The organism is Streptomyces sp. NBC_01142 (assembly GCF_026341125.1).
GTDB lineage: Bacteria > Actinomycetota > Actinomycetes > Streptomycetales > Streptomycetaceae > Streptomyces.
In genome coordinates this window covers 1,656,174-1,676,324 of record NZ_JAPEOR010000002.1, presented here as the reverse complement: position 1 = coordinate 1,676,324, position 20,151 = coordinate 1,656,174, and the positions used below count along the sequence as shown (strand labels likewise).

The 20,151-nt window shown below is 70.2% G+C and carries 18 protein-coding genes; 6 read left to right on the top strand and 12 right to left on the bottom strand.

All coding sequences use genetic code 11. The annotated features are described in order from the left end of the window. Positions 1-132: 132 nt before the first annotated feature. A complete protein-coding gene (locus OG883_RS25080; RefSeq protein ID WP_266544930.1) occupies positions 133-678 on the bottom strand; it encodes a CGNR zinc finger domain-containing protein in 546 nt (181 codons plus the stop codon). A 129-nt stretch (positions 679-807) separates the two neighbouring features. Here OG883_RS25080 and OG883_RS25075 point away from each other — a divergent pair, with 129 nt between their 5' ends. From OG883_RS25075 to OG883_RS25060, 4 genes are all read left to right on the top strand, one after another. Next, positions 808-1,263, top strand: a complete 456-nt coding sequence (locus OG883_RS25075) for a VOC family protein (RefSeq protein WP_266544927.1) — start codon at positions 808-810, stop codon at positions 1,261-1,263. 14 nt (positions 1,264-1,277) lie between these two features. Then, positions 1,278-2,201, top strand: a complete 924-nt coding sequence (locus OG883_RS25070; RefSeq protein WP_266544924.1) for a pyridoxamine 5'-phosphate oxidase family protein — start codon at positions 1,278-1,280, stop codon at positions 2,199-2,201. A gap of 34 nt (positions 2,202-2,235) precedes the next feature. Beyond that, positions 2,236-2,709 carry an NUDIX hydrolase gene (locus OG883_RS25065; protein WP_266544921.1) on the top strand — a complete coding sequence of 158 codons (474 nt, stop codon included), beginning with the start codon at positions 2,236-2,238 and terminating at the stop codon, positions 2,707-2,709. 106 nt (positions 2,710-2,815) lie between these two features. Next, the gene (locus OG883_RS25060) at positions 2,816-3,988 is read left to right on the top strand and encodes a serine hydrolase (RefSeq protein ID WP_266544918.1); all 1,173 of its coding nucleotides are present in this window, start codon (positions 2,816-2,818) and stop codon (positions 3,986-3,988) included. Here the strand turns inward: OG883_RS25060 and OG883_RS25055 are convergent. Together OG883_RS25055 and pepN are read right to left on the bottom strand one after the other, a co-directional pair. Next, positions 3,964-4,992 (bottom strand): hypothetical protein, encoded by a 1,029-nt coding sequence (locus OG883_RS25055; protein ID WP_266544915.1) that lies wholly within the window; start codon positions 4,990-4,992, stop codon positions 3,964-3,966. The two genes, OG883_RS25060 and OG883_RS25055, sit on opposite strands and share 25 nt — an antisense overlap. Before the next feature lie 508 nt (positions 4,993-5,500). Further along, positions 5,501-8,089, bottom strand: coding sequence for an aminopeptidase N (gene pepN / locus OG883_RS25050; protein WP_266544913.1), 2,589 nt, complete (start codon positions 8,087-8,089; stop codon positions 5,501-5,503). A gap of 133 nt (positions 8,090-8,222) precedes the next feature. On the opposite strand from pepN, the gene OG883_RS25045 reads away from it, so the two are divergent. Then, positions 8,223-8,858 carry a DsbA family protein gene (locus tag OG883_RS25045; RefSeq protein ID WP_266544909.1) on the top strand — a complete coding sequence of 212 codons (636 nt, stop codon included), beginning with the start codon at positions 8,223-8,225 and terminating at the stop codon, positions 8,856-8,858. Between the two features lie 130 nt (positions 8,859-8,988). Here the strand turns inward: OG883_RS25045 and OG883_RS25040 are convergent, their stop codons facing one another. Next, the gene (locus OG883_RS25040) at positions 8,989-9,630 is read right to left on the bottom strand and encodes a superoxide dismutase (RefSeq protein ID WP_266544907.1); all 642 of its coding nucleotides are present in this window, start codon (positions 9,628-9,630) and stop codon (positions 8,989-8,991) included. Between the two features lie 147 nt (positions 9,631-9,777). Here OG883_RS25040 and OG883_RS25035 point away from each other — a divergent pair, with 147 nt between their 5' ends. Beyond that, positions 9,778-10,938 carry an IS701 family transposase gene (locus OG883_RS25035; RefSeq protein ID WP_266533120.1) on the top strand — a complete coding sequence of 387 codons (1,161 nt, stop codon included), beginning with the start codon at positions 9,778-9,780 and terminating at the stop codon, positions 10,936-10,938. Positions 10,939-11,202: 264 nt separating this feature from the next. Here the strand turns inward: OG883_RS25035 and OG883_RS25030 are convergent, their stop codons facing one another. From OG883_RS25030 to OG883_RS24995, 8 genes are read right to left on the bottom strand one after another with little or no spacing between them, the layout of a single operon-like run. Next, positions 11,203-12,645 (bottom strand): FGGY-family carbohydrate kinase, encoded by a 1,443-nt coding sequence (locus OG883_RS25030; protein WP_266544904.1) that lies wholly within the window; start codon positions 12,643-12,645, stop codon positions 11,203-11,205. Between the two features lie 11 nt (positions 12,646-12,656). Further along, entirely contained in the window at positions 12,657-13,670 is a 1,014-nt protein-coding gene (locus OG883_RS25025) for a 2-hydroxyacid dehydrogenase (protein ID WP_266544901.1), read from the bottom strand. Next, positions 13,667-14,746, bottom strand: a complete 1,080-nt coding sequence (locus tag OG883_RS25020) for an ABC transporter ATP-binding protein (RefSeq protein WP_266544894.1) — start codon at positions 14,744-14,746, stop codon at positions 13,667-13,669. The genes OG883_RS25025 and OG883_RS25020 overlap by 4 nt, the downstream gene beginning before the upstream one ends. Next, complete coding sequence (locus OG883_RS25015; protein WP_266544890.1) at positions 14,739-15,533, bottom strand: DeoR/GlpR family DNA-binding transcription regulator; 795 nt, start codon at positions 15,531-15,533, stop codon at positions 14,739-14,741. The genes OG883_RS25020 and OG883_RS25015 overlap by 8 nt, the downstream gene beginning before the upstream one ends. Beyond that, positions 15,530-16,633, bottom strand: a complete 1,104-nt coding sequence (locus OG883_RS25010; protein ID WP_266544887.1) for an ABC transporter ATP-binding protein — start codon at positions 16,631-16,633, stop codon at positions 15,530-15,532. Before OG883_RS25010 ends, OG883_RS25015 begins: the two co-directional genes overlap by 4 nt. Continuing rightward, positions 16,630-17,646: a carbohydrate ABC transporter permease gene (locus OG883_RS25005; protein ID WP_266544884.1), complete on the bottom strand. Its 1,017-nt coding sequence runs from the start codon at positions 17,644-17,646 to the stop codon at positions 16,630-16,632. The genes OG883_RS25010 and OG883_RS25005 overlap by 4 nt, the downstream gene beginning before the upstream one ends. Further along, positions 17,643-18,599, bottom strand: coding sequence for a carbohydrate ABC transporter permease (locus tag OG883_RS25000; RefSeq protein WP_266544880.1), 957 nt, complete (start codon positions 18,597-18,599; stop codon positions 17,643-17,645). The genes OG883_RS25005 and OG883_RS25000 overlap by 4 nt, the downstream gene beginning before the upstream one ends. A 3-nt stretch (positions 18,600-18,602) precedes the next feature. Beyond that, positions 18,603-20,036 (bottom strand): ABC transporter substrate-binding protein, encoded by a 1,434-nt coding sequence (locus tag OG883_RS24995; protein ID WP_266544877.1) that lies wholly within the window; start codon positions 20,034-20,036, stop codon positions 18,603-18,605. Between the last annotated feature and the right edge of the window lie 115 nt (positions 20,037-20,151).

The following is a 20,151-nucleotide window of genomic DNA, read 5'->3' as shown; positions in this document are numbered from 1 at the left end:
AGAGTTGGCAGAGACAGCTTGCTGCCATGGCGGATATCCGCCATGGCAGCACTAAGCGCCATGAGGGTAAATGGCCGTTATGGGCGTTCGGTGCCAGGGCGTGCGAGCCCGGCAGGATCCGGAAGGTGCGCCTCAGTCCTCGCGGCTGCGGGCGTAGTGCCGGGACGCCTTCGCGCGGTTGCCGCACTGCGCCATGGAGCACCAGCGGCGGGTGCCGTTCCGCGAGGTGTCGAAGAAGTGCAGGATGCACGCCCCATGGGCGCAGGCGCGGATCCGGTCCGGCGCCGTGCGCAGCAGATCCAGATGGCCGCGGGCGGCAAGCCAGCCGGGGCCCCAGGCCGGGTCGGCGAACTCCGCCTCCTCGCCGGGACCGTCTGTGGTGAGTTTGGCGCGGATGCGCCCATGTCCGAGCACCTCGTCGACGCGGGCGGTCGCGGTCGGGTCGCCGGGGCTGTCGACGAGTGCGGCGAGCGCGCCGCGGGCGGTCACGGTCCGTTCCAGGGTGGCCGCGTCCGCGGTGAACCGTTCCGCGAGGCCGTTGGCCGTCAGCCAGATGAGCAGCCCGTCGACCCCGGTCAGCAGGTCCTGGCGCACGCCGTCCTGCATCCACTGGGTGTTGAGCAGGTCGAGGGAGACCGGCTCACCGGTGAGCGGCCGCGGATCGGACATGGCGGGCATCCCTGGGCTCCTCCCGTAGCTGACCCCAGCTAACCCCTCAAGAGTACGTGACTGGTTGACGTGCTCGACTCTAACCTCTAAAGTCAAATTAAGTGGTTAGTTCGTATCGATCCTTCCGGAAGGTGTGCCATGACGGCGACCAGTGCTCTGCGTACCGGCCATATCGGCCTCAACGTCACCGACCTCGACCGTTCGCTCCCCTTCTACGGGGATGCCCTCGGCTTCGACGTGCTCGGGCAGGGCAAGGACGAAGGCCGCCGCTTCGCCTTCCTCGGCCGGGACGGGCAGCTCGTCCTCACGCTCTGGCAGCAGGCGAACGGGGCGTACGCGCCGGCGCTCGCCGGGCTGCACCACCTCGCCTTCGAGGTGGAATCCATCGAGCAGGTCCGCGCGGCCGAGGCGCGGCTGAAAACGCTCGGCGTCGACTTCGCCCACGAGGGCGTGGTCGCCCACGGCGAGGGTGCGGCCTCCGGCGGGATCTTCTTCCATGACCCGGACGGCACCCGCCTCGAGATCTACGCCCCCTCGGGCGCCGAGGGCGCTCCCGTGCCCACCGAGGCTGCGCCCACCTGCGGTTTCTTCTAAGGGAGTTGGTCACCGTGGACCCGTACCAGGAGCCGTACCACCATGGCTCGCTCGCTGTGCAGCGGCGCGTCGGCGTATCCGACCAGGCCGCGCACGTGGGCCGCTCCATCGGCGACGGCATCAAGCCGGTCGCCGCCGCCTTCCTGGCCCTCCAGCCCATGCTGGTGCTCGGCGCGGCGGATGCGAGGGGCCGGATGTGGGCGTCGCTGCTCACCGGCCCGCCCGGTTTCGTACGGGCCACGGGGGCGCACTCCCTCTCGGTCGCCGGCGGAGTCCACCAGGGCGACCCGCTCGCCGGCGCCCTCGCCGCGGGCCCCCTGCCCGTCGGCACGATCGCACTCGACCCGCGCACCCGCCGCCGGATGCGGCTGGACGGTACGGCCCGCCCGTCCGCCCGCGGTCTTGCGATCGAGGCCGAGCGGGTCTTCGCCAACTGCCCGAAGTATCTGCAGAAGCGGGAGCTGTACGCAGTCGCCCCGGACGGCGTTGGCCCGGACGCAGCCGGCCCGGCCGACCGCGCCCGGCGCGGCGGGCAACTCACCCCTGACCAGGAGAAGTTCGTCCGCTCCGCCGACACCTTCTTCATCGCCACCGGCACACCGGAAGGCGTCGACGCCAGCCATCGCGGTGGCAACCCCGGCTTCGTGCAGGTCACCTCGTCCACGACGCTGAGCTGGCAGGACTACCCGGGCAATGCGATGTTCCTGACGCTGGGCAACCTGGAGAGGGACCCCCGTGCCGGACTGCTCTTCCTCGACTGGAGCACCGGCACCACGCTCCAGCTCGCCGGTACCGCGCACACCGACTACTCCGATGCGGGCCGCACCATCCGGTTCACCGTCGAACAGGTCGTCGAGACCGAGGCGGCCAGCCCGCTGCGCTGGTCCGCCCCCGAGTACTCGCCCGCCAATCCGCCCGTCCAGGACCCGCCCGTCTGAAGTCGGTCGGCCTCCGTGCCTCTACCCTCACCAAATGAACAGGCAGTTGCGGAACAGGGAGTTGAGGGTCGCGGCCTACGCCGTGTGCGTACGGGAGGAGCAGATCCTGCTCGCCCGCTGGGTCGCGGGCGACGGCGCCAAGAAGTGGACACTGCCCGGCGGCGGCATGGACCACGGGGAGGACCCGCTCGACACCGTCGTACGCGAGGTCGAGGAAGAGACCGGCTACGCGTCCGAGATGACCGCACTGCTCGGCCTCGACTCGATCCGCCGTCAGTATCCCCGCAGACTCGGCGCCTTCGCCGACTTCCAGGGGCTGCGCATCATCTACGAGGGCCGGATCACCGGTGGCGAGCTGCGCCATGAGACGGACGGGTCGACGGACCTGGCCGCCTGGCACGCGCTGGACGCGGTGGCCGGCCTGGAGCGGGTCGAGCTGGTCGACATCGGGCTGGCGCTCCGGCGCTCCCGGCCCCCGGTCGGCCGGCTCGCCGGTAACGGCCGGTAACGGCTCAACCCTCGCGCCCGGGGCAACGCCGCAAGCCTCGCCGGAGTCCTGTCCGTCGACCGCAGTCGCAGAGCTGCCGACGCGCAGCCGAAGACAGGGGGCTGATATGTCAGTACGCAGGGTTCGGACGGCCTTGATCGCAGCCGTGGCCGTGGTGGCGGCCGCCACCACCGTCCTGGTGAACCCCGCCGCCGCGGACGTCGGAACGGACAGCGACCACCACCCGGCCCAGCAGGCGATCGAAGCCGCCGTGCGCGACGGTGTGCCCGGGGTCGTGGCCCAGGCGCGGGACCGCCGCGGCACCTGGAACGGCACGGCCGGCGTCGCCGACCTGCGGACCGGACGCGAGCGCCTGCCGCAGGACCGCTACCGCGTCGGGTCCATCACCAAGACCTTCGTGGCCACCGTGCTCCTCCAACTGGAGGCCGAGGGCGGTCTCCACCTGGACGACACCGTGGAGGACTGGCTCCCGGGTGTGGTGCGCGGCCACGGCCACGACGGACGCCGGATCACTCTGCGGCAGCTGCTCAACCACACCAGCGGGATCTACAACTACACCGTGGACCCCGGCTTCCGGGCGAAGGTCTTCGGCGACGGCTTCTTCCAGCACCGCTACGACACCTGGCGGCCCCGGCAGCTGGTGGCCCTCGCCATGCGCCACCGGCCCGACTTCGCGCCCGGCACGGAATGGAAGTACTCCAACACCAACTTCATCCTCGCCGGGATGGTCGTCGAGAAGGCGACGGGAAGTCCGTACGGCCGGGAGATCGAGCGCCGGATCCTGCGCCCGCTCGGCCTGCGCGCCACCTCCCTGCCCGGCACCGACGCCCGGATGCCGCGCCCCAGCGGCCGGGCCTACTCGACGTTGTCCGAGGACCCCGAGGCGAAGATCCACGACGTGACGGAACTGAACGCGTCAGCCGCCTGGGCGGCAGGCGAGATGATCTCCGACAACGCCGATCTGCAGCGCTTCTACCGGGCACTGATGAAGGGCGCGTTGCTGCCGCGGCAGCAGCTGAAGGAGATGACCACCACCGTCGCGATGGACCCGCAGAGCCCGGACAACCGCTACGGACTGGGACTGCTGCGGGTCAAGCTGAGCTGCGGCAAGGACGTCTGGGGCCACGGGGGCGGCATCCACGGCTCCTCGTCCGGGGCGATGACCACGCGGGACGCGAGCCACTCCCTCGCCCTGAACTTCAACGGCGACTGGTCGGGGGACACCTGGTCGGTCGTGGAGGCGGAGTTCTGCGGTCAGCGCGGGAGGACCACCACATAGGCGGCCGGGTCCCGGTCCGCCGCCGCCATCAGTGCGGTGCGGACCACCGTCGCCTGCTGCTCCTGCGACTCCCGCAGCTTCTTCGGCGTGATGTGTACGACGGTGATGCCGAGCCGCTCCAGATGCTCCCGCTTGCGGGCGTACTCCGACCACAGTGCCTCCTCGTCGTGGCGGGGTGCGCGGGTGTCGAGCTCCACGGCGACGGCCTGCTCGGGCCAGTAGGCGTCCACACCGCCGAGGTGCGGGCCGCCGGGCAGGCGCAGATCCACGTTCCAGACGGGGTCGGGGAGGCCCCAGGTGCTCACCATGTTGTACAGCCGGTCCTCGGTCAGTGCCCGCCCCTCGGCGAGCAGTGAGTCGACGGCGTCCACGACATGTCGCCGGGTGAGCAGCCGTGCGCGGCTCAACTCCTTGACGACGACGGCGGGTTCGCAGTGCCCGCCGCGTACCGCCTCGGTGAGGAGGCGGCGTACGGCATCGGCGTCGGTGAGCTGCGCGACGGCGTCCGCGAGCGCTCGGGGTACGGGAGCGACGGGCACGCCCGTGATCTCCAGCGGTCGCGGCAGGGCGTGAGCCCGCACCAGCCGGACGCACCCGGCCGACCGCAGCCGCCGGGTGCGCGGTACGAGGACGTCGATCCGGTCGAGGGAGAGCAGTGGGGGAGCGGACGGGAATCGGTGCAGGGCGAGCGCGGCGAGCCCGGTGATCACGGCCTCGCAGTACAGGACGGGGGCGGGGGGCGGCTCCGCCCCCTGGGCGGGCGCGGGCGGCCGCCCGGCGTACAGCAGCGCGCCGTGCAGCCGCTCCTCGTCGGTGGCCGGACCGGAATGCAGGAGATACACACCGGGCAGAAGCTGCTGCCACTGCCCGCCGGGCCGGCACTGTGCGCTGGTCCGTGCGGCGGAGACGCCGTGCGCCCGCAGCTGTGCGACGGAGAGCACGCGCCGCTGCACATCGGCGAGGTGGCTGAGGGGGAGGGGGGAGAGCGGGGTGTTGGGGTTCATGTCCCGGGGATGCCCGTGTGTGACCGCTCCGCTAACCGCTGTTACAAGCTCGTCGACAATTCAGGACAACACCGTCCTAAAGTACGGACGTTCGACTGCCGAAAAGGCCTCTTTCGTGCGGGGGTGCGACGAGGTCGCCGCGCCCCCGCCCCGGAGCGGGGGCGTCTTGTCCCGCTCACCCGCCTCCCGCACGATCGCTGCCCATCGCGGATTCGGGCGTGGGCGGTTGCGGCGGTTGCCCGTGCGGCCCGCGAAGTTGCCGCCCCGGCTGCTCGACGGCGCGAGGCTGCCACTCGCTCCGGCCGGGGCCTGTGCCGGGTCGGTGTCCGGCCCGCCCGGTCACCTGCCTGCGCGCGTGCTCCGGCGGACGTGAAGTCGCTGCCGCAGCGACGTGGCGGCGCAATGCTGCCGCTCTCGACCCCCGCCCCGGCGCGGGGGCGCCCCGCCCCCCGGGGTCCGGGGGCCTGACCCCGGTTCGGGAAGGGGCGGGGTGGGGAAAGGCGTCCCCTCAGGAACCCGCCCCCGCTGCCGCGTCGCTCGCCTGCGCCCGCAGCGCCCTTGCCAAGTCGTCCCGCGCCTCCAGAACCAGACGGCGCAGTGCCGGCGGGGCCTCCGCGTGGGCCTCCAGCCACGCGTCCGTCGCGTCCAGCGTCGCGGTGTTGTCCTGCAGGCTCGGGTACAGGCCCCTCACCACGTCCATCGCGATCTGGATCGACCGCTCCGCCCACACCCGCTCGATCGCCGCGAAGTACTTCGGCGCGTACGGTGCGAGCAGCTCCCGCTGCCCCGGCTGAGCGAAGCCCGAAATCGTCGCCTCCGCCAGCGCGTTGGAGAGCGTGTCCGACTCGACGACCTGCGCCCACGCCTGGTCCTTGACCGCCGCCGACGGCCGCGCCGCCAGGCACCGCACCTGGTGGCGCCTGCCCGAGGCCGTGTCGTCGCGGGCCAGCTCCGCCGCGACGACACCCTCGTCCGCCACCCCGTGCGAGGCCAGCGGTTCCAGGAACGCCCATCGCAGCTCCTGGTCCATGTCCAGGCCGTCGATCTTCGCCGTACCGGCCAGCATGCCCTGCAGCAGCTGCAGGTCCGCCGCCGACGATGCCGTCGCAGCGAAGAACCGCGCCCACGTCAGCTGGTGCTGGCTGCCCGGCCCGGCCAGCCGCAGCTCGCGCAGCGCGCCCTCCGCCAGCAGCTGCCCGCCCTCCTCGCGCCAGGCGGGCGCCGCGTAGTGCACGAGCGCCGACCGGGCCCACGCGTGCAGCATCTGCAGCACGCCGATGTCCGACTCGCGCCCCGCGAACCGCAGCACCAGGTCGATGAAGTCCCGCGCCGGCATCAGCGCGTCCCGCGTCAGATTCCACAGCGCCGTCCAGCACAGCGCCCGCGCCAGCGGGTCCGTGATGTCGTCCAGATGCGCCCGCAGCGTCGCCAGCGAGCCCTCGTCGAAGCGGATCTTGCAGTACGTCAGGTCGTCGTCGTTGACCAGGATCAGGTCCGGCTTCTCCGCCCCCGTCAGCTCCTCCACGACCGTCCGCGGCCCGGCGACGTCCAGCTCTGCCTGCGCGTAGGGCTCCAACTCCCCGCCGGGATTCCGCCGGTACAGGCCCACCGCCACCCGATGCGGCCGCAGCTCCGGATGAGAGGGAGCTGCCTCCTGCACCACCGCGAGCTGTGTGATCCGGTCCCGAGCGTCATAAGTGACCACGGGCGTGAGGGAGTTGACCCCGGCCGTCTCGAGCCAGGACCGCGACCACGCTGTCATGTCCCGCCCGGACGTCTCCTCCAGCACCGCCAGCAGGTCGCCCAGCCGGGTGTTCCCGTACGCGTGCCGCTTGAAGTAGCGCCGCGCGCCCTCCAGGAAGGCGTCCTGTCCGGCGTACGCGACCAGCTGCTTGAGGACCGACGCGCCCTTGGCGTACGTGATCCCGTCGAAGTTGAGTTTGGCGTCCTCCAGGTCACGGATGTCGGCCGTGACCGGGTGCGTGGACGGCAGCTGGTCGGCGCGGTACGCCCACGACTTGCGGTTGTTGGCGAAGGTCACCCAGCCATTGGTGAACCTCGTCGCCTCCACCAGGGAGAACGCGCCCATGAAGTCCGCGAACGACTCCTTCAGCCACAGGTCGTCCCACCACTGCATGGTGACCAGATCGCCGAACCACATGTGCGCCATCTCGTGCAGGATGACGTTGGCCCGGCGCTCGTACGACGCCTGGGTGACCTTCCCCCGGAAGACGAACTCCTCACGGAAGGTCACACACCCCGGGTTTTCCATCGCGCCGATGTTGTACTCCGGCACGAACGCCTGGTCGTACTTCCCGAAGGGGTACGGATAGTCGAAGTGGTCGTGGAAGAAGTCCAGCCCCTGCTTGGTCACCAGGAAGATGTCGTCCGCGTCGAAGTGCCGGGCGAGCCCCTTGCGGCACATCGCGCCGAGCGGGATCTCCAGCGTCGTACCGTCGTCGAACGTCCGGGTGTAGAGGTCGGTCTCGTAGTGGTACGGACCGGCGACGACCGCGGTGATGTACGTCGAGATGGGCTTCGTCTCCGCGAACCGCCACACCCCGTCGCTCTCGAGTGCGCCCGCGCCGTTGCTCCACACCGTCCAGCCCTCGGGCGCGGTCACCTCGAAGCGGAACGGCGCCTTGAGGTCCGGCTGTTCGAAGGTGGCGAAGACGCGGCGCGCGTCGGCCGGCTCGTACTGCGTGTAGAGATAGACCTCGCCGTCCTCCGGGTCGACGAAGCGGTGCAGTCCCTCGCCGGTACGGCTGTAGGCGCACTGCGCGTCCACGACCAGCACGTTCTCCGCGGCGAGGCCGGTCAGCGCGATCCGTGAGCCGTCGAAGACGGCCGGGTCCAGCTTCTCGCCGTTCAGCGTCACGGTGGTGACGGAGGGCGCCAGGAGATCCACGAAGGTCGTGACGTTCGGCTCCGTGGACCGGAAGCGGATCGTGGTCACCGAACGGAACGTGCGCGGCCCCGAGTCCTCCGGGGCCTCCCCGACCGCCGAACGCAGGTCGAGGGCCACCTCGTACCCGTCGACGGACAGCAGCTCGGCCCGCCGACGGGCCTCGTCGCGGGACAGATTCTCACCGGGCACGGGCACTCCTTCGTGTCTCGTTCGAACAGGACCGATCCTCCCATGTGCACCTGGCACGCGGTATCCGGGAATCCCCGGCCGGCCGGGGGTGTTGCCCGTTGGAGGCACACGCGACGTACTGACGAGGAGAGACATGTCCGAGAGCGGCAAGACGCCCGTTGACTTCTGGTTCGACCCCCTGTGCCCCTGGGCCTGGATGACCTCCCGCTGGATGCTCGAGGTGGAGAAGGTCCGCGACGTCGAGGTCCGCTGGCATGTGATGAGCCTCGCCGTCCTGAACGAGCCCAAGCTCGACGAGCTCCCGGAGGAGTACCGCGAGGTCATGAAGCAGGCCTGGGGCCCGGTTCGCGTGGCGATCGCCGCGCAGCACAAGCACGGCGACGAGATACTCGGTGACCTCTACACGGCGATGGGCACGCGCATCCACAACCGCGGCGAGGGGCCGACCCGCGAGGCGATCGCGGGCGCGCTGGAGGAGGTCGGCCTGCCGGCGGAGCTGATCGAGTACGCCGACTCCGACGCGTACGACACCGAGCTGCGCGCCTCCCACAAGGAGGGCATCGACAAGGTCGGCCAGGACGTCGGTACGCCGGTCATCGCGGTCCCGGGGGCGGACGGCGAGCAGATCGCCTTCTTCGGCCCGGTCGTCACCCCTGCCCCGAAGGGCGAGGAGGCGGCGAAGCTCTGGGACGGCACGTTGCTGGTCGCCTCCATCCCGGGCTTCTACGAGATCAAGCGCACCCGCACCCAGGGACCGGTCTTCGACTGACCGCCCCACCGCGTGCGAAAGGCCCCCGCGAGTCATGTCCTCACGGGGGCCTTCCGTTTTATCCGCCTGCAAGTGAAGGTTGAGAAGACGATCACGAGCAGGACGACTGCGGGCGCCTACGGCGCCGGTGTCACGGGACGAGCAGCAGGTTGGTGGCGTGCTGCTTGGCGGACGCGAAACGCTTGGCCACGTCCTGCCAGTTGACGACCTTCCACATCGCCTCGATGAAGTCGACCTTCTGGTTCTTGTACTGCAGATAGAAGGCGTGCTCCCAGGCGTCGAAGACGAGGATCGGGACCGAGCCCTGACCGACATTGCCCTGGTGGTCGTAGATCTGCTCGACGATCAGGCGGCCGCTGAGCGGCTCGAAGGCGAGGACGCCCCAGCCCGAGCCCTGCGTCGTCGCGGAGGCCTTCGTGAGCTGGGACTTGAACTTCGCGAACGAGCCGAAGGACTCGGCGATCGCGTCCGCGAGCTCGCCGACGCCGTCCTTCTCCAGCGGCTCGCCGCCGCCGTCGCCCGTCATGTTCGTCCAGTAGATGCTGTGCAGGATGTGGCCGGAGAGGTGGAACGCCAGGTTCTTCTCCAGGCCGTTGATCGCGCCCCAGGCATCCTTGTCGCGCGCCTCCTCGAGCTGCTCGAGGGTGTCGTTGGCGCCCTTGACGTAGGCCGCGTGGTGCTTGTCGTGGTGGAGCTCGATGATCTGCGGGTTGATGACCGGCTCGAGCGCCGCGTAGTCGTACGGAAGTTCAGGGAGTGTGTAGGTGGCCATGTCCGGTCCGGTCCCTCCGACTGCTTATTGCACATCTTATGCATCTGCACGTTAGCAGCAGGAGGGTCAGGAAATGATCAGGCGCTGGTCTTAGTACTGCAACGGTGCTTGCCGTGACGGTTGGGCAGGTCGGTCGTTTATCAGGTCATGGGTGGGGAACTTGCTGATGCCCGGTCGTGGGCCGGTGAACTGAAGGCCTTGCACGAGCGGTTCGTGCACCGTTTCTCCAGGTCGGAGCCGCGGGAGTCGGCTCTCGCCTATATGCGGGGGCTGATAGCTCCGCTGGAGCGGAAGAACGGCTGGACGCTTGCCGAGGAGGCCGGGCATGGCGGCCCGGACCGGATCCACCGGCTGCTGAACCGGATCGACTGGAGCGCGGACGAAGTCCTGGACGACGTGCGGGACTACGTCGTCGAGCACCTCGGCGATCCGGATGCGGTGCTGATCGTGGACGACACCGGGTTCCTGAAGAAGGGCATCCGCTCGGCCGGGGTCCAGCGCCAATACTCCGGAACCGCCGGCCGGACGGAGAACTCCCAGATCGGGGTCTTCCTCGCCTATGCCGGCGGACGCGGCCGCACATTGATCGACCGCCGCCTCTATCTGCCCACCTCATGGACCGATGACCGCGACCGGTGCCGGGCCGCGGGCATCGACGACACGGTCGCCTTCGAGACGAAAGTGGTGATGGCCAAGGCCATGGTCCGCCGGGCGATCACGGACCGGATCCCGTTCCGGTGGGTGACCGCCGACGCCGCCTACGGCTTCTCCAAGGGCTGGCGTTCTGAGCTGGAGCGGGCGGATGTCTTCCACGTGATGGCCACCACCCGGCATGACACCGTCGTCACCCGCTGGGCCATGGACCACCCCGTTCACGATCTGTTTCCCGGGCTGTCCCGGCAGAAGTGGAAGCGCCGTTCCTGCGGCAACGGCGCCCACGGCCCGAGGGTCTACGACTGGGCGAGGGTCGAGGTCCGTCCCTGGCACCGCGAGGACCGTCGTCACTGGGTGATCGCCCGCCGAAGTGTCCGCCGGCCCGAGGAGATCTCCTACTACATCGCCTACTGCCCGGCCGACACCACACTCGACGAGCTGATCCGCATCGCGGGCAGCCGGTGGGCGGTCGAGGAGTGCTTCCAGACCGCGAAGCAGGAGTGCGGCCTGGACGACTACCAGGTCCGCCGCTACGACGGCTGGCACCGCCACATCACCCTGGCCATGGCCGCACACGCCTGCCTCACCGTCCTGCGGGCCCGTGAACTCGACACCGGGAAAGCAGAAACGGATCCTCCCAGCTCATACCCCTGACCCTCCCCGAACTCAGACGCCTGATCACCCGCCTCACTCGACCCCGCCCAAGCACCGACCACGTCCTGCACTGGTCACACTGGCGCCGCAGACGACAACACCAAGCCCGCATCAGCCACTACAAACGACGCGGCCACACACCACCAGAAGCCAACAAACCATCAGAGCAAAGACCGTTGCAGTACTAGGACTCAAGGCCCCCTGACTCGGGGCGGGCACCCCGGATTCGGGCCGTCGGGACTCGAGGTCCGGCGATCACCGGCGTCACGTCCTGGGCACGCGGGCACGGGCACGGGCGGTGGCCAAGCGGTCCAGATGTTCCTCGTACGCCTGCGCATAGAACCCCGACCGCGCCGGGTCAGGTTCGACGACCGCCGTCGGGGCGGTCCAGGACGCTGCGTCCAGCCCCACTCCGTACCGCTCCGCCGCCGCCAGAACCGCGCCGCGCGCGCCCACCTCGCCCTCGACGATCCGCAGCGGACGGCCCAGCACCTCCGCGAACAGACGCATCCAGGCGGGCGAGCGGGTGCCGCCGCCGCAGATCGCCAGCGACCCGGTGAGGCCCGCCGCCTCCAGGCAGTGGCGGGCGGCGAACCCGATGCCCTCGCAGGTGGCGCGGATCAGATCGGCGCTGGTCGACTCCAGCGAGATGCCGGACAGCTCGGCGCGCAGATGCGGCTCGACGAAGGGGGCGCGTTCCCCGGAAGGCGCGAAGTAGGGCAGCACACGGACGCCGTGCGCACCGGGTGGGGTGGCATCGAGCAGGGCATCGACCTCCGTGTGGGGTACGCCCGTGGTGGCGAGTACCCAGTCGAGTGCCGCCGTCCCCACCATCGCGGGCATCGCGCGCAGCCAGTGGCCCGGGCGGTCCGTCGAGATGTACAGACCGGCCGGCTCACCGGACAGGTCGAGGTCCGCGGTGGCGACGAGGGACGCCAGACAGGTGCCGACGATCAGCAGACCGTCGCCCGGGGCGGTCACCCCCGCGCCCAGCGCGCAGGCGGGCAGATCGTACGGACCGTTGGCGATCCGCGTTCCGGAGACCCCGGAAGCCCCGGAGACCCCGGAAGAAAGCACCCCCGTCGCGACCGGATCGCTGACGGGGGCCAGCAGATTGCTGCGGTGGGCGAGCCCGAGCGCCTCGACCACCTCCGCCGAGTACGCCCGCGTCCGCGGGTCCAGGAAGGGCATCGACGCGTCCGAGACATCCGTCGCCCGTACGCCCGTCAGCCGCTGGAAGACCATGTCCTTGCAGTACAGCGCGGTCGCGGCCGCATCCAGCGACTTCGGTTCGTGCCGGTCCAGCCAGGCCAGCACCGGCCCCGGGCAGCCCGGGAACATCGCGCTGCCGGTGTGCCGGAAGACCGACTCGAAGACCCCCGATGCCTGCCACCGGTCGACGAGCTCATGGGCCCGGCCGTCCATCCAGGAGATCGCGGGGCGGACCGGGCGGCCGGAGTCGTCGACCAGCCAGACGCCGTCGCCCTGCCCGGTGAGGCCCACCAGCTCGACCGGCTCCCGCACGGAGGCGGTCAGCGCATCGAGGACGTCGAGGACCGCGCCGTACACCTCGTCCATGTCCTGCTCGACCCGCCCGCCGCGGATGTCCAGGGCCACCGGACGCGACTCGACGGCCAGGGTGCCGCCCCGCTCGTCGAAGGCCGCGGCCTTGACCATCGATGTGCCCACATCAATGCCGACGTACATCGCAGATCTCCTCAGGTCAGACAGTGCGCGAGAGGTTCGCCCCGGACATGACGGGCCACTTCGGCCGCGGCGATACGGGCCGCCTTCCGGGCGACGGCACGGCTGGCTCCGCCCAGATGCGGGGTGAGGACCAGACCCGGGGTGGTGAACAGCCGGGACCCGGCGGGCGGCGGCTCCTGTTCGTAGGTGTCCAGCGCGGCCGCCGTCAGCTGCCCGCTGTCCAGGGCGTCGCACAGCGCCCCGGTGTCCAGGAGACCGCCGCGCGCGGCGTTCACCAGCACCGATCCCCGGGGCAGCAGCGCCAGTTCGCGTGCGCCGATCAGTCCTTGCGTCTCGGGGGTGAGACGGGCGTGCAGGGTGACGACCCGGGAGCGGGAGAGCAGCGCGTCGAGCGACGTCGCGCGCATACCGTGCACATCGCCGCGTACGTAGGGGTCGTACACCTCCACCTCGGCACCGAAGGCGGCCAGCACCCGGGCGACCCGGCTGCCGACCGCGCCGTAGCCGATCAGCCCGACCGGAGCGTCCTCCAGCTCCGTACCGCAGCGGTCGTACGTGAAATGCGTGGCATCCCAGCTCCTCTTCACCGCAAGGGAGTGATGCGCCTGGGGGATGTGGCGCAGAGCCGCCAGCATCAGACCGACGGTGAACTCCGCCGTCGCCGCGGCATTGCGTCCCGGCGCGGAACACACCTGTACGCCTCTGGCCTGCGCCGCCCGGAGGTTGACATTGACGGGTCCGCCGCGGCAGACGGCGATCATCCGCAGGGAGGGGGCGGCGGCCAGCACCCGTTCGGTGAAGGGCGCCATCTGGGTCACACACACCTCGACCCCGTCGAGCGCCTCGATCAGCGCGTCCTCGGCATCGCTCGCCTCGTCGACCTCGGCGACCTTGCCGAAGGGCTCCAGCGGCCAGGGGAGAGTGAGTTCGGCGAGTTCCAAGGGGGAGCCGGCGAGGTCGTGCCGCAGCGCCTCGGCGATGAGGTTGTTGCGGACGAAGTGGTCGCCGGCAGCAAGGACTTTCACGTCAGGGCCTCTTCCGTCTCGGCGTCGAAGACATGCGTGTGCTGTGGATCGGTGGACACATGCACGATTCGGTCGCGCTCCAGTCGCACCTCCGGTCCGGTCTGCACGACCAGCGGACGGTCCACCCCGTCCAGCGCGAGGGTGGCGACGCCCGTCTCCAGCAGCGGCTCGTACGCGCCGACCGTCGCCCGTACGCCGTGGTCCGTGAGCCGCAGATCCTCGGGGCGGATGCCCAGCACCACCGACCGGCCGGCGGCCAGTGGGCGCGGCAGGGGGATGCGTACGGCAGGGGAGAGCCGCACCTGGCCGCCGTCCTCCTCCACCACTCCCGGCAGCAGGTTGATCACGGGCTCCCCGACGAAGTCCGCGACGAACAGATTCGCGGGCGCGTCATAGATCTCGTACGGCGTGCCGAGCTGCTGGATCACGCCGTCCTTCATCACCGCGATCCGGTCGGCGAGCGAGAGTGCCTCCTCCTGGTCGTGGGTGACCAGGATCGTCGTATGCCCCAAGTCCCGTTGAATGCGCTTGAGTTCACGGCGGGTCGTGTCGCGCTGGCCGGCGTCCAGATGGGACAGCGGCTCGTCGAGCAGCAGCACGTCGGGCTCCCGGATCAGCGCCCTCGCCAACGCCACCCGCTGTTTCTGGCCGCTGGAGAGCCCGGCCGGGCGCGCATCCAGCAGCTCGGCCAGGCCGATGCGGTCCGCCATCGCGGCCACCCGCCGAGCGATCTCCGCGCGGCCGCAGCGGCGGCGGGCCGCCAGACCGAAGCCGAGGTTCTCGGCGACCGTCAGCGGCGGATAGAGCGCGTAGTTCTCGAAGGCGACCCCGATATTGCGCTGCTGTGCGGGGAGCCGGACCACGGACGCGCCGTCGATCCGGATGTCCCCGCCCGTCACCGGCTCCAGGCCCGCGATCATCCGCAGTGTGGTGGACTTGCCGCAGCCCGAGGGGCCGAGCAGGCCCAGCAGCTCCCCGGAGCGCAGCTCCAGATCGATGCCGCGCACCGCGTCGACCACGGGGCGGCCCCGGGAGGCGTAGGTCTTGCGCAGCCGGTGCAGGGTCAGCTCAGTCACCGCCGCCCACCTCGCAGACCTGGTAGGGGACCTTGTGCTCGTCGAGGTCGCGCAGCGCCTCGGCCGGCGCGCCGTCGTCGACGAGCACCAGGTCGAAGCGGGAGAGCGGGGCGAGGCGGTGCAGCGCGACCCGGCCCAGCTTGGAGTGGTCGAGCAGCAGCACGTTCTTCGCCGCCGAGTCGAGCATGGCCCGCTTGACCGACACGATGTGCTGCTCCTGGTGGTACGCGAACCCGCCCGACACCGCGGAGGTGGAGGTGAAGCAGATGTCGACCTGAAGCAACTGCACGGCCTCCACGCACGAGACCCCCAGGAAGGAGGAGTGCAGCGGGTCGTAGTCGCCGCCGAGCGCCATCAGATGGATGCCGCGCTCCTCGGAGAGCAGGGTCAGCGCCTCGAGGAAGTTGGTGACCACCGTCAGCGGGGTGATCGGGCCGAGCCGGCGGGCGATCTCCAGGGTGGAGGTGGAGTCGTCGAGCATCACCGCCATGCCCGGCTCGATGAGAGTGAGCGCGTGCGCGGCGACCGCGGCCTTCTGCTCGCGCATCGTCTTCAGCCGGTAGGCGACGTTCGACTCGAAGACCCCGGACGGCTGGGCCGTGACCCCGCCCCTGAACTTCCGGACGACGCCCTGCCGTTCCAGCTCGTCCAGGTCGCGGTGGATGGTCATCAGACTGACGTCGAACCGCTCGGCCAGCTCGGCGGCGGTCCCCTCGCCCTGGGCGAGGACGTACTCGGCTATCGCCGCCTGGCGGGGGGCGGGGCCGCGCTGCTGCCGGCTGCTCATGAGGTGATCCCCTTGATCCTTCGTCCTGGTCTCCGCGGCCCGTCGGCCTCGAACAGCAGCAGGTTCTCGGGCCGCGCGGTGAGCCGGACCGGATCGTCGGGACGCAGGCCCGCCGTGTCGGCGCGGGGTGCGACGAGCGAGAGCTGCTGCTCGCCGATGCGGACGGTGACCTCGACGGCCCGCCCGAGGACTTCGGTGATGTAGACCGTGCCGGTCAGCTCCAGCCCCTCCCCGCCCAGGGCGAGATCGCGCGGGCGCACACCCAGCTGGACGGGTGTGCCGGGCGGTGCGGGCACGGTCAGCGCCAGTTCGTACGACCCGTCGACGGAGCGGAAGTTCCCACCGCCGGTCACCGTCCCCGGCAGCAGATTCATCCGCGGCCTGCCGAACGAGCGGGCGACAAAGGTGTCGTAGGGCCGGTGCCAGATCTCCTCGCGGGTGCCCGTCTGCACGATCCGTCCGTCCCTGATCACCCCGATCCGGTCGCCGAGGGAGAGGGCCTCCACCGAGTCATGGGTGACATAGAGGGTGGTGGTGCGGCGTACGGCCCCGATCGCCTTGAGTTCGGCGCGCATCGCCTGCCGGAGTCTGGCGTCGAGGTGGGAGAGCGGCTCGTCGAGGAGGAAGGCGCGGGCGGGCCGTACGAGCACCCGGCCGAGCGCCACCCGCTGCCGCTGGCCGTTCGACAGCTGTCCCACCGGCCGGTCCAGCAGGCCGCTGATGCCCAGGAGACCGGCGATGGTACCGATCCGCTCGCGCGCCTGGATCGCGGGGAGGCGGTGGCGCGGCGAGCGGAGCGGGGAGGCGAGATTGTCATATGCAGTGCGGTGCGGATAGAGGGCGTACGACTCGAAACACATCGCGACGCCCCGGTCGTACGGTTCGACGCCGTCCATGTCCGTTCCGTCCAGCTCGACCGTGCCCGCGGTCGGCTGCTCCAGGCCGGCAATCGTCTTGAGGGTGGTGGTCTTGCCGGCGCCGGACGGGCCGAGAAGACAGAAGAACTCGCCCGCGGCCACCTCCAGGTCGAGCCCGTCGAGGGCGGTGGTCTTCCCGTACGACGTGTGGATGCCGCGGAGTGCGATACCGGGCGCGGTCATGACTTCACCGCCCCGAAGGAGAGGCCGCGGACGAGATAGCGCTGGATGGTGAGCGCGAGGAGGAGCGGCGGGACGACGGAGACCAGGGCGGCGGCGGCCGTCAGGTTGTACTTGGGCCGGTCGCCGCCGAGGAAGGACAGGGCGCCCACGGTGACGGTCTGGGCCTCGGAGGAGGTGAGGATCAGCGGGAAGACGAAGTTGTTCCAGGCGAAGATGAAGGCGAGGAGCGAGACGGCGGCGATGCCCGGCTTGACGAGGGGCAGGGCCACCCGGAAGAAGGCCTGTTTGCGTGTGTAGCCGTCGAGGAGCGCGGCCTGTTCCAGCTCCGGGGAGAGGTCGGAGAAGTACGAGCGCATGATCCAGACGATCAGCGGCAGGGTGACCAGCTGAAGGACCCAGATCATGCCGACGTAGGTGTCGAAGAGGCCGAGCTGCTGGTAGAGCACGAACAGCGGGATGATCACGGTCAGTTCGGGCGCGAACCGGAACGAGAGCAGCGTGAACATCAGGTTCTCCGACCCGCGAAACCGCCACCGGGCGGCGGCATAGGCGGCGGGCAGCCCGATCACGAGGGACAGACCGACGGCGCCCAGCGACACGACGAGGCTGTTGAGGAAGAACCGTACGAAGGGCACGCCCTGGTCCTGGCCGGCTCCGAGGACGGTGCGGTAGGAGTCCAGGGTCGGCGTGAAGGAGAAGTACGTGCTGAACAGCTCGTTGGCGGGCTTGAGGGAGAGGATGACCATCCAGGCGATCGGAAAGAGCGCGAGGACGAAGTAGCCGATGAGCGCGGCATCGGCGACGATCCCGCCCACCCGTCGGCGCCGCCGCCCGGGCACACGCGGGAGGGCGCCGGCTCCGGCCGGGGTGTCCGGGGTGTCCGGTGCCGCGGGCCCTCGGACGGAGTTGGCGGCCTCGTCCGCGACCTGGTCCGCGACTTGGTCCGCGGCCTGCTCCGCGACCTGCTCCGTGGCCTCGTCCGCGGCCTCGCCCGGGATGTCGTTGCGTGTCACCTCCGCACCTCCGCCGCGCGGGTCTGGATCCGGCCCAAGTACCGCACCAGCACCATCGCCGCCAGATACACCACCGCCCACAGCACGATCGTGTAGCTGATCCCGAACGAGTAGCGCTGGAAGCGGATCGCCTCCAGATACGCGCGGATCTGGAGCACCACCGTCGAGTCGCCCGGCCCGCCCTCCGTCAGTGCGTAGATGATGTCGAAGACCTTCAGCGAGTCCATGAACCGGAAGATCACCGCCACCAGCACATACGGCCACAGCATCGGCAGCGTCAGCCTGCGGAAGGTGAACCACCAGCCCGCCCCGTCCACCGCCGCCGCCTCGAACGGGGACGTCGGCAGTGAGCGCAGGCCCGCCAGCGCCAGGATCGCCACGAACGGCGTGTAGACCCACGCATCCACCGCGATCGACGTCAGCAGCGCCCCGGCCGGGGTGTCCGTCCACTGCACCCCGCCAAGACCGAAGGGTTCCAGCAGGTGGTTGATGACGCCCACGGACGGCTGAAGCATCAGCTTCCACATGATCGCGGCGATCACCGGCGCGATCATCAGCGGCAGGATCAGAATCTTCTCCAGCACCCGCCCCACCCGCGTGGATCGGAACAGCAGCAGCGCCACCCCCACGCCCAGCACCGTCTCGACCGCCGCAGCTCCCACCGCGTAGAGCACCGTCACCCGCGCCGATTCCCAGAACGCGGACTGGCCGAAGATCCGGCGGTAGTTCTCCAGACCCACCACATCCGGCTGCGGCGTGCTCGCCGCGAAGTCGAAGACCGTGTAGTACAGGCCGAGCCCGAAGGGATAGAGGATCCCGCCGGTCAGCAGCAGCGCGGGCACGATCAGCAGATACGGGCGCAGCGAGCGGCGCCGGCGCGACACGCGGCGCGCCGCTCGCTTCCCCTCCTCGCGTGAGGCCGCCCCGTGGCCGGTCTCCCTCAGCGAGGACACCTCTCAGCCCACCTTCGACGCCAGGTCGCCCGCCAGTCCGTTCAGCACCGACTTCGCGTTCTTGCCGCCGTAGATCTCCTGGAGCGCCGCCGCCCAGCTCGTCGTCGCGTCGAAGAACTGCTCCTGCGGCGTGAACTGGATCGTCGTCCGGTCGACGACCGTCTCGAAGGTCTCGATGAAGCCCGGGATCGCCTTCATCTTGTTCTTGTACGCGGCGTCCTCGCTGACCGACTTCCGCACCGGGTCGATGTGGTGGTGCTGCACCGCGCCCTTGAGCAGATGCTCCTTGCCCGTCGCCCACTGCAGGAACAGCCAGGCCGCCGTCTTCTTCCTGCTCCTGGCGTTCATGCCGAGCGACCAGATCCACATGTTGGTGGCGAGCGAACCGCCCGGCCCCTTCGGCCCCGGATGGAAGGCGATCTTCCCCGAGGCCGGGGAGGCGCCCTTCACCGCCTGGAAGTACGCGGCGGTGTCGGCGTCGAAGAGCATCCCGGCCTTCTTCGCCCCCAGATCGCTGGAGCACTGGTACCAGGTGTAGGACGTCCAGGACGGCGGCCCGCCCTTCTTCACCATCTCCGCCCAGTCCCGGGTGAAGGCGACGGCCTCCGGCGCATTCATCGCCGGCTTCACCTTCCCGTCCTCCACGGTGAAGTCCTTGAGTCCGTTGCGCGCGTACATCGTCATGAAGCCCGGATGGATGGTGGCCCAGCTGCGCGAGCCGCGCACCGCCACCCCGTACATCCCGTCGAAGCCCGCGCCCGGCGCCTTGCGCTTGATCGTCCCGGCCAGCTCGCGCAGCTCGTCGAAGGTCTCGGCCGGCTTCAGGCCCAGCTTGGCGAAGACCTCGGTGTTGTACGCGACGACATTGGTCTCCCAGCCCCACGGCAGCGCGTACTGGCCGCCCTGCCCCAGCGGCGCACCCGCCTTCAGCGACCACTGGTCGGCCTGCAGCAGATTGGGGAAGAAGTCCGCCTGGTCCCAGTCGGCGCCGGTGGCCGAGGAGTTGCGCATCCACGGGCCGAGGTCCTCCAGCCAGCCCGGCGGGCCGTACTGCCAGACCATGTACGCGCCGAGCATGAAGACGTCGTACGAGGCGCGCCCGCTGGACAGATCGACGGTGAGCTTGTCGAAGTAGTTGTCCTCGGGGAAGACGTCGTACTCGACCTTGATGCCGGTCTTCTCGGTGAAGGACTTCAGGTCCGCCAGCAGCGCGTCGGTGTACGGATGCTTGTTGAGCAGCGCCTTGACGGTCTTGCCCTCGGCCCGCTTCCAGTCGAAGGAGCCGGTGACGTCGTCGGCCGCCGAGCCGTCGCCCTGCTTGCCGCCGTCTTTGAAACCTGCGCCGCAGGCGGTGAGCAGCGGGGCGGCCGACACGGCCGCGGTGAGCGCGAGGAACCTTCGCCGGTCGTGTGAGTGTGCCGCGGGAAGCATGTCCATCCGTGACCTCCACGGTCCGGCCGGAGATGTTGTTAACACGTTCTGTCGACTGGTTAACAGAGCTTGGAACAGCGGAAGTTGGGCGTCAATCCCTCGCGCAGCGGAAAATCTCGGT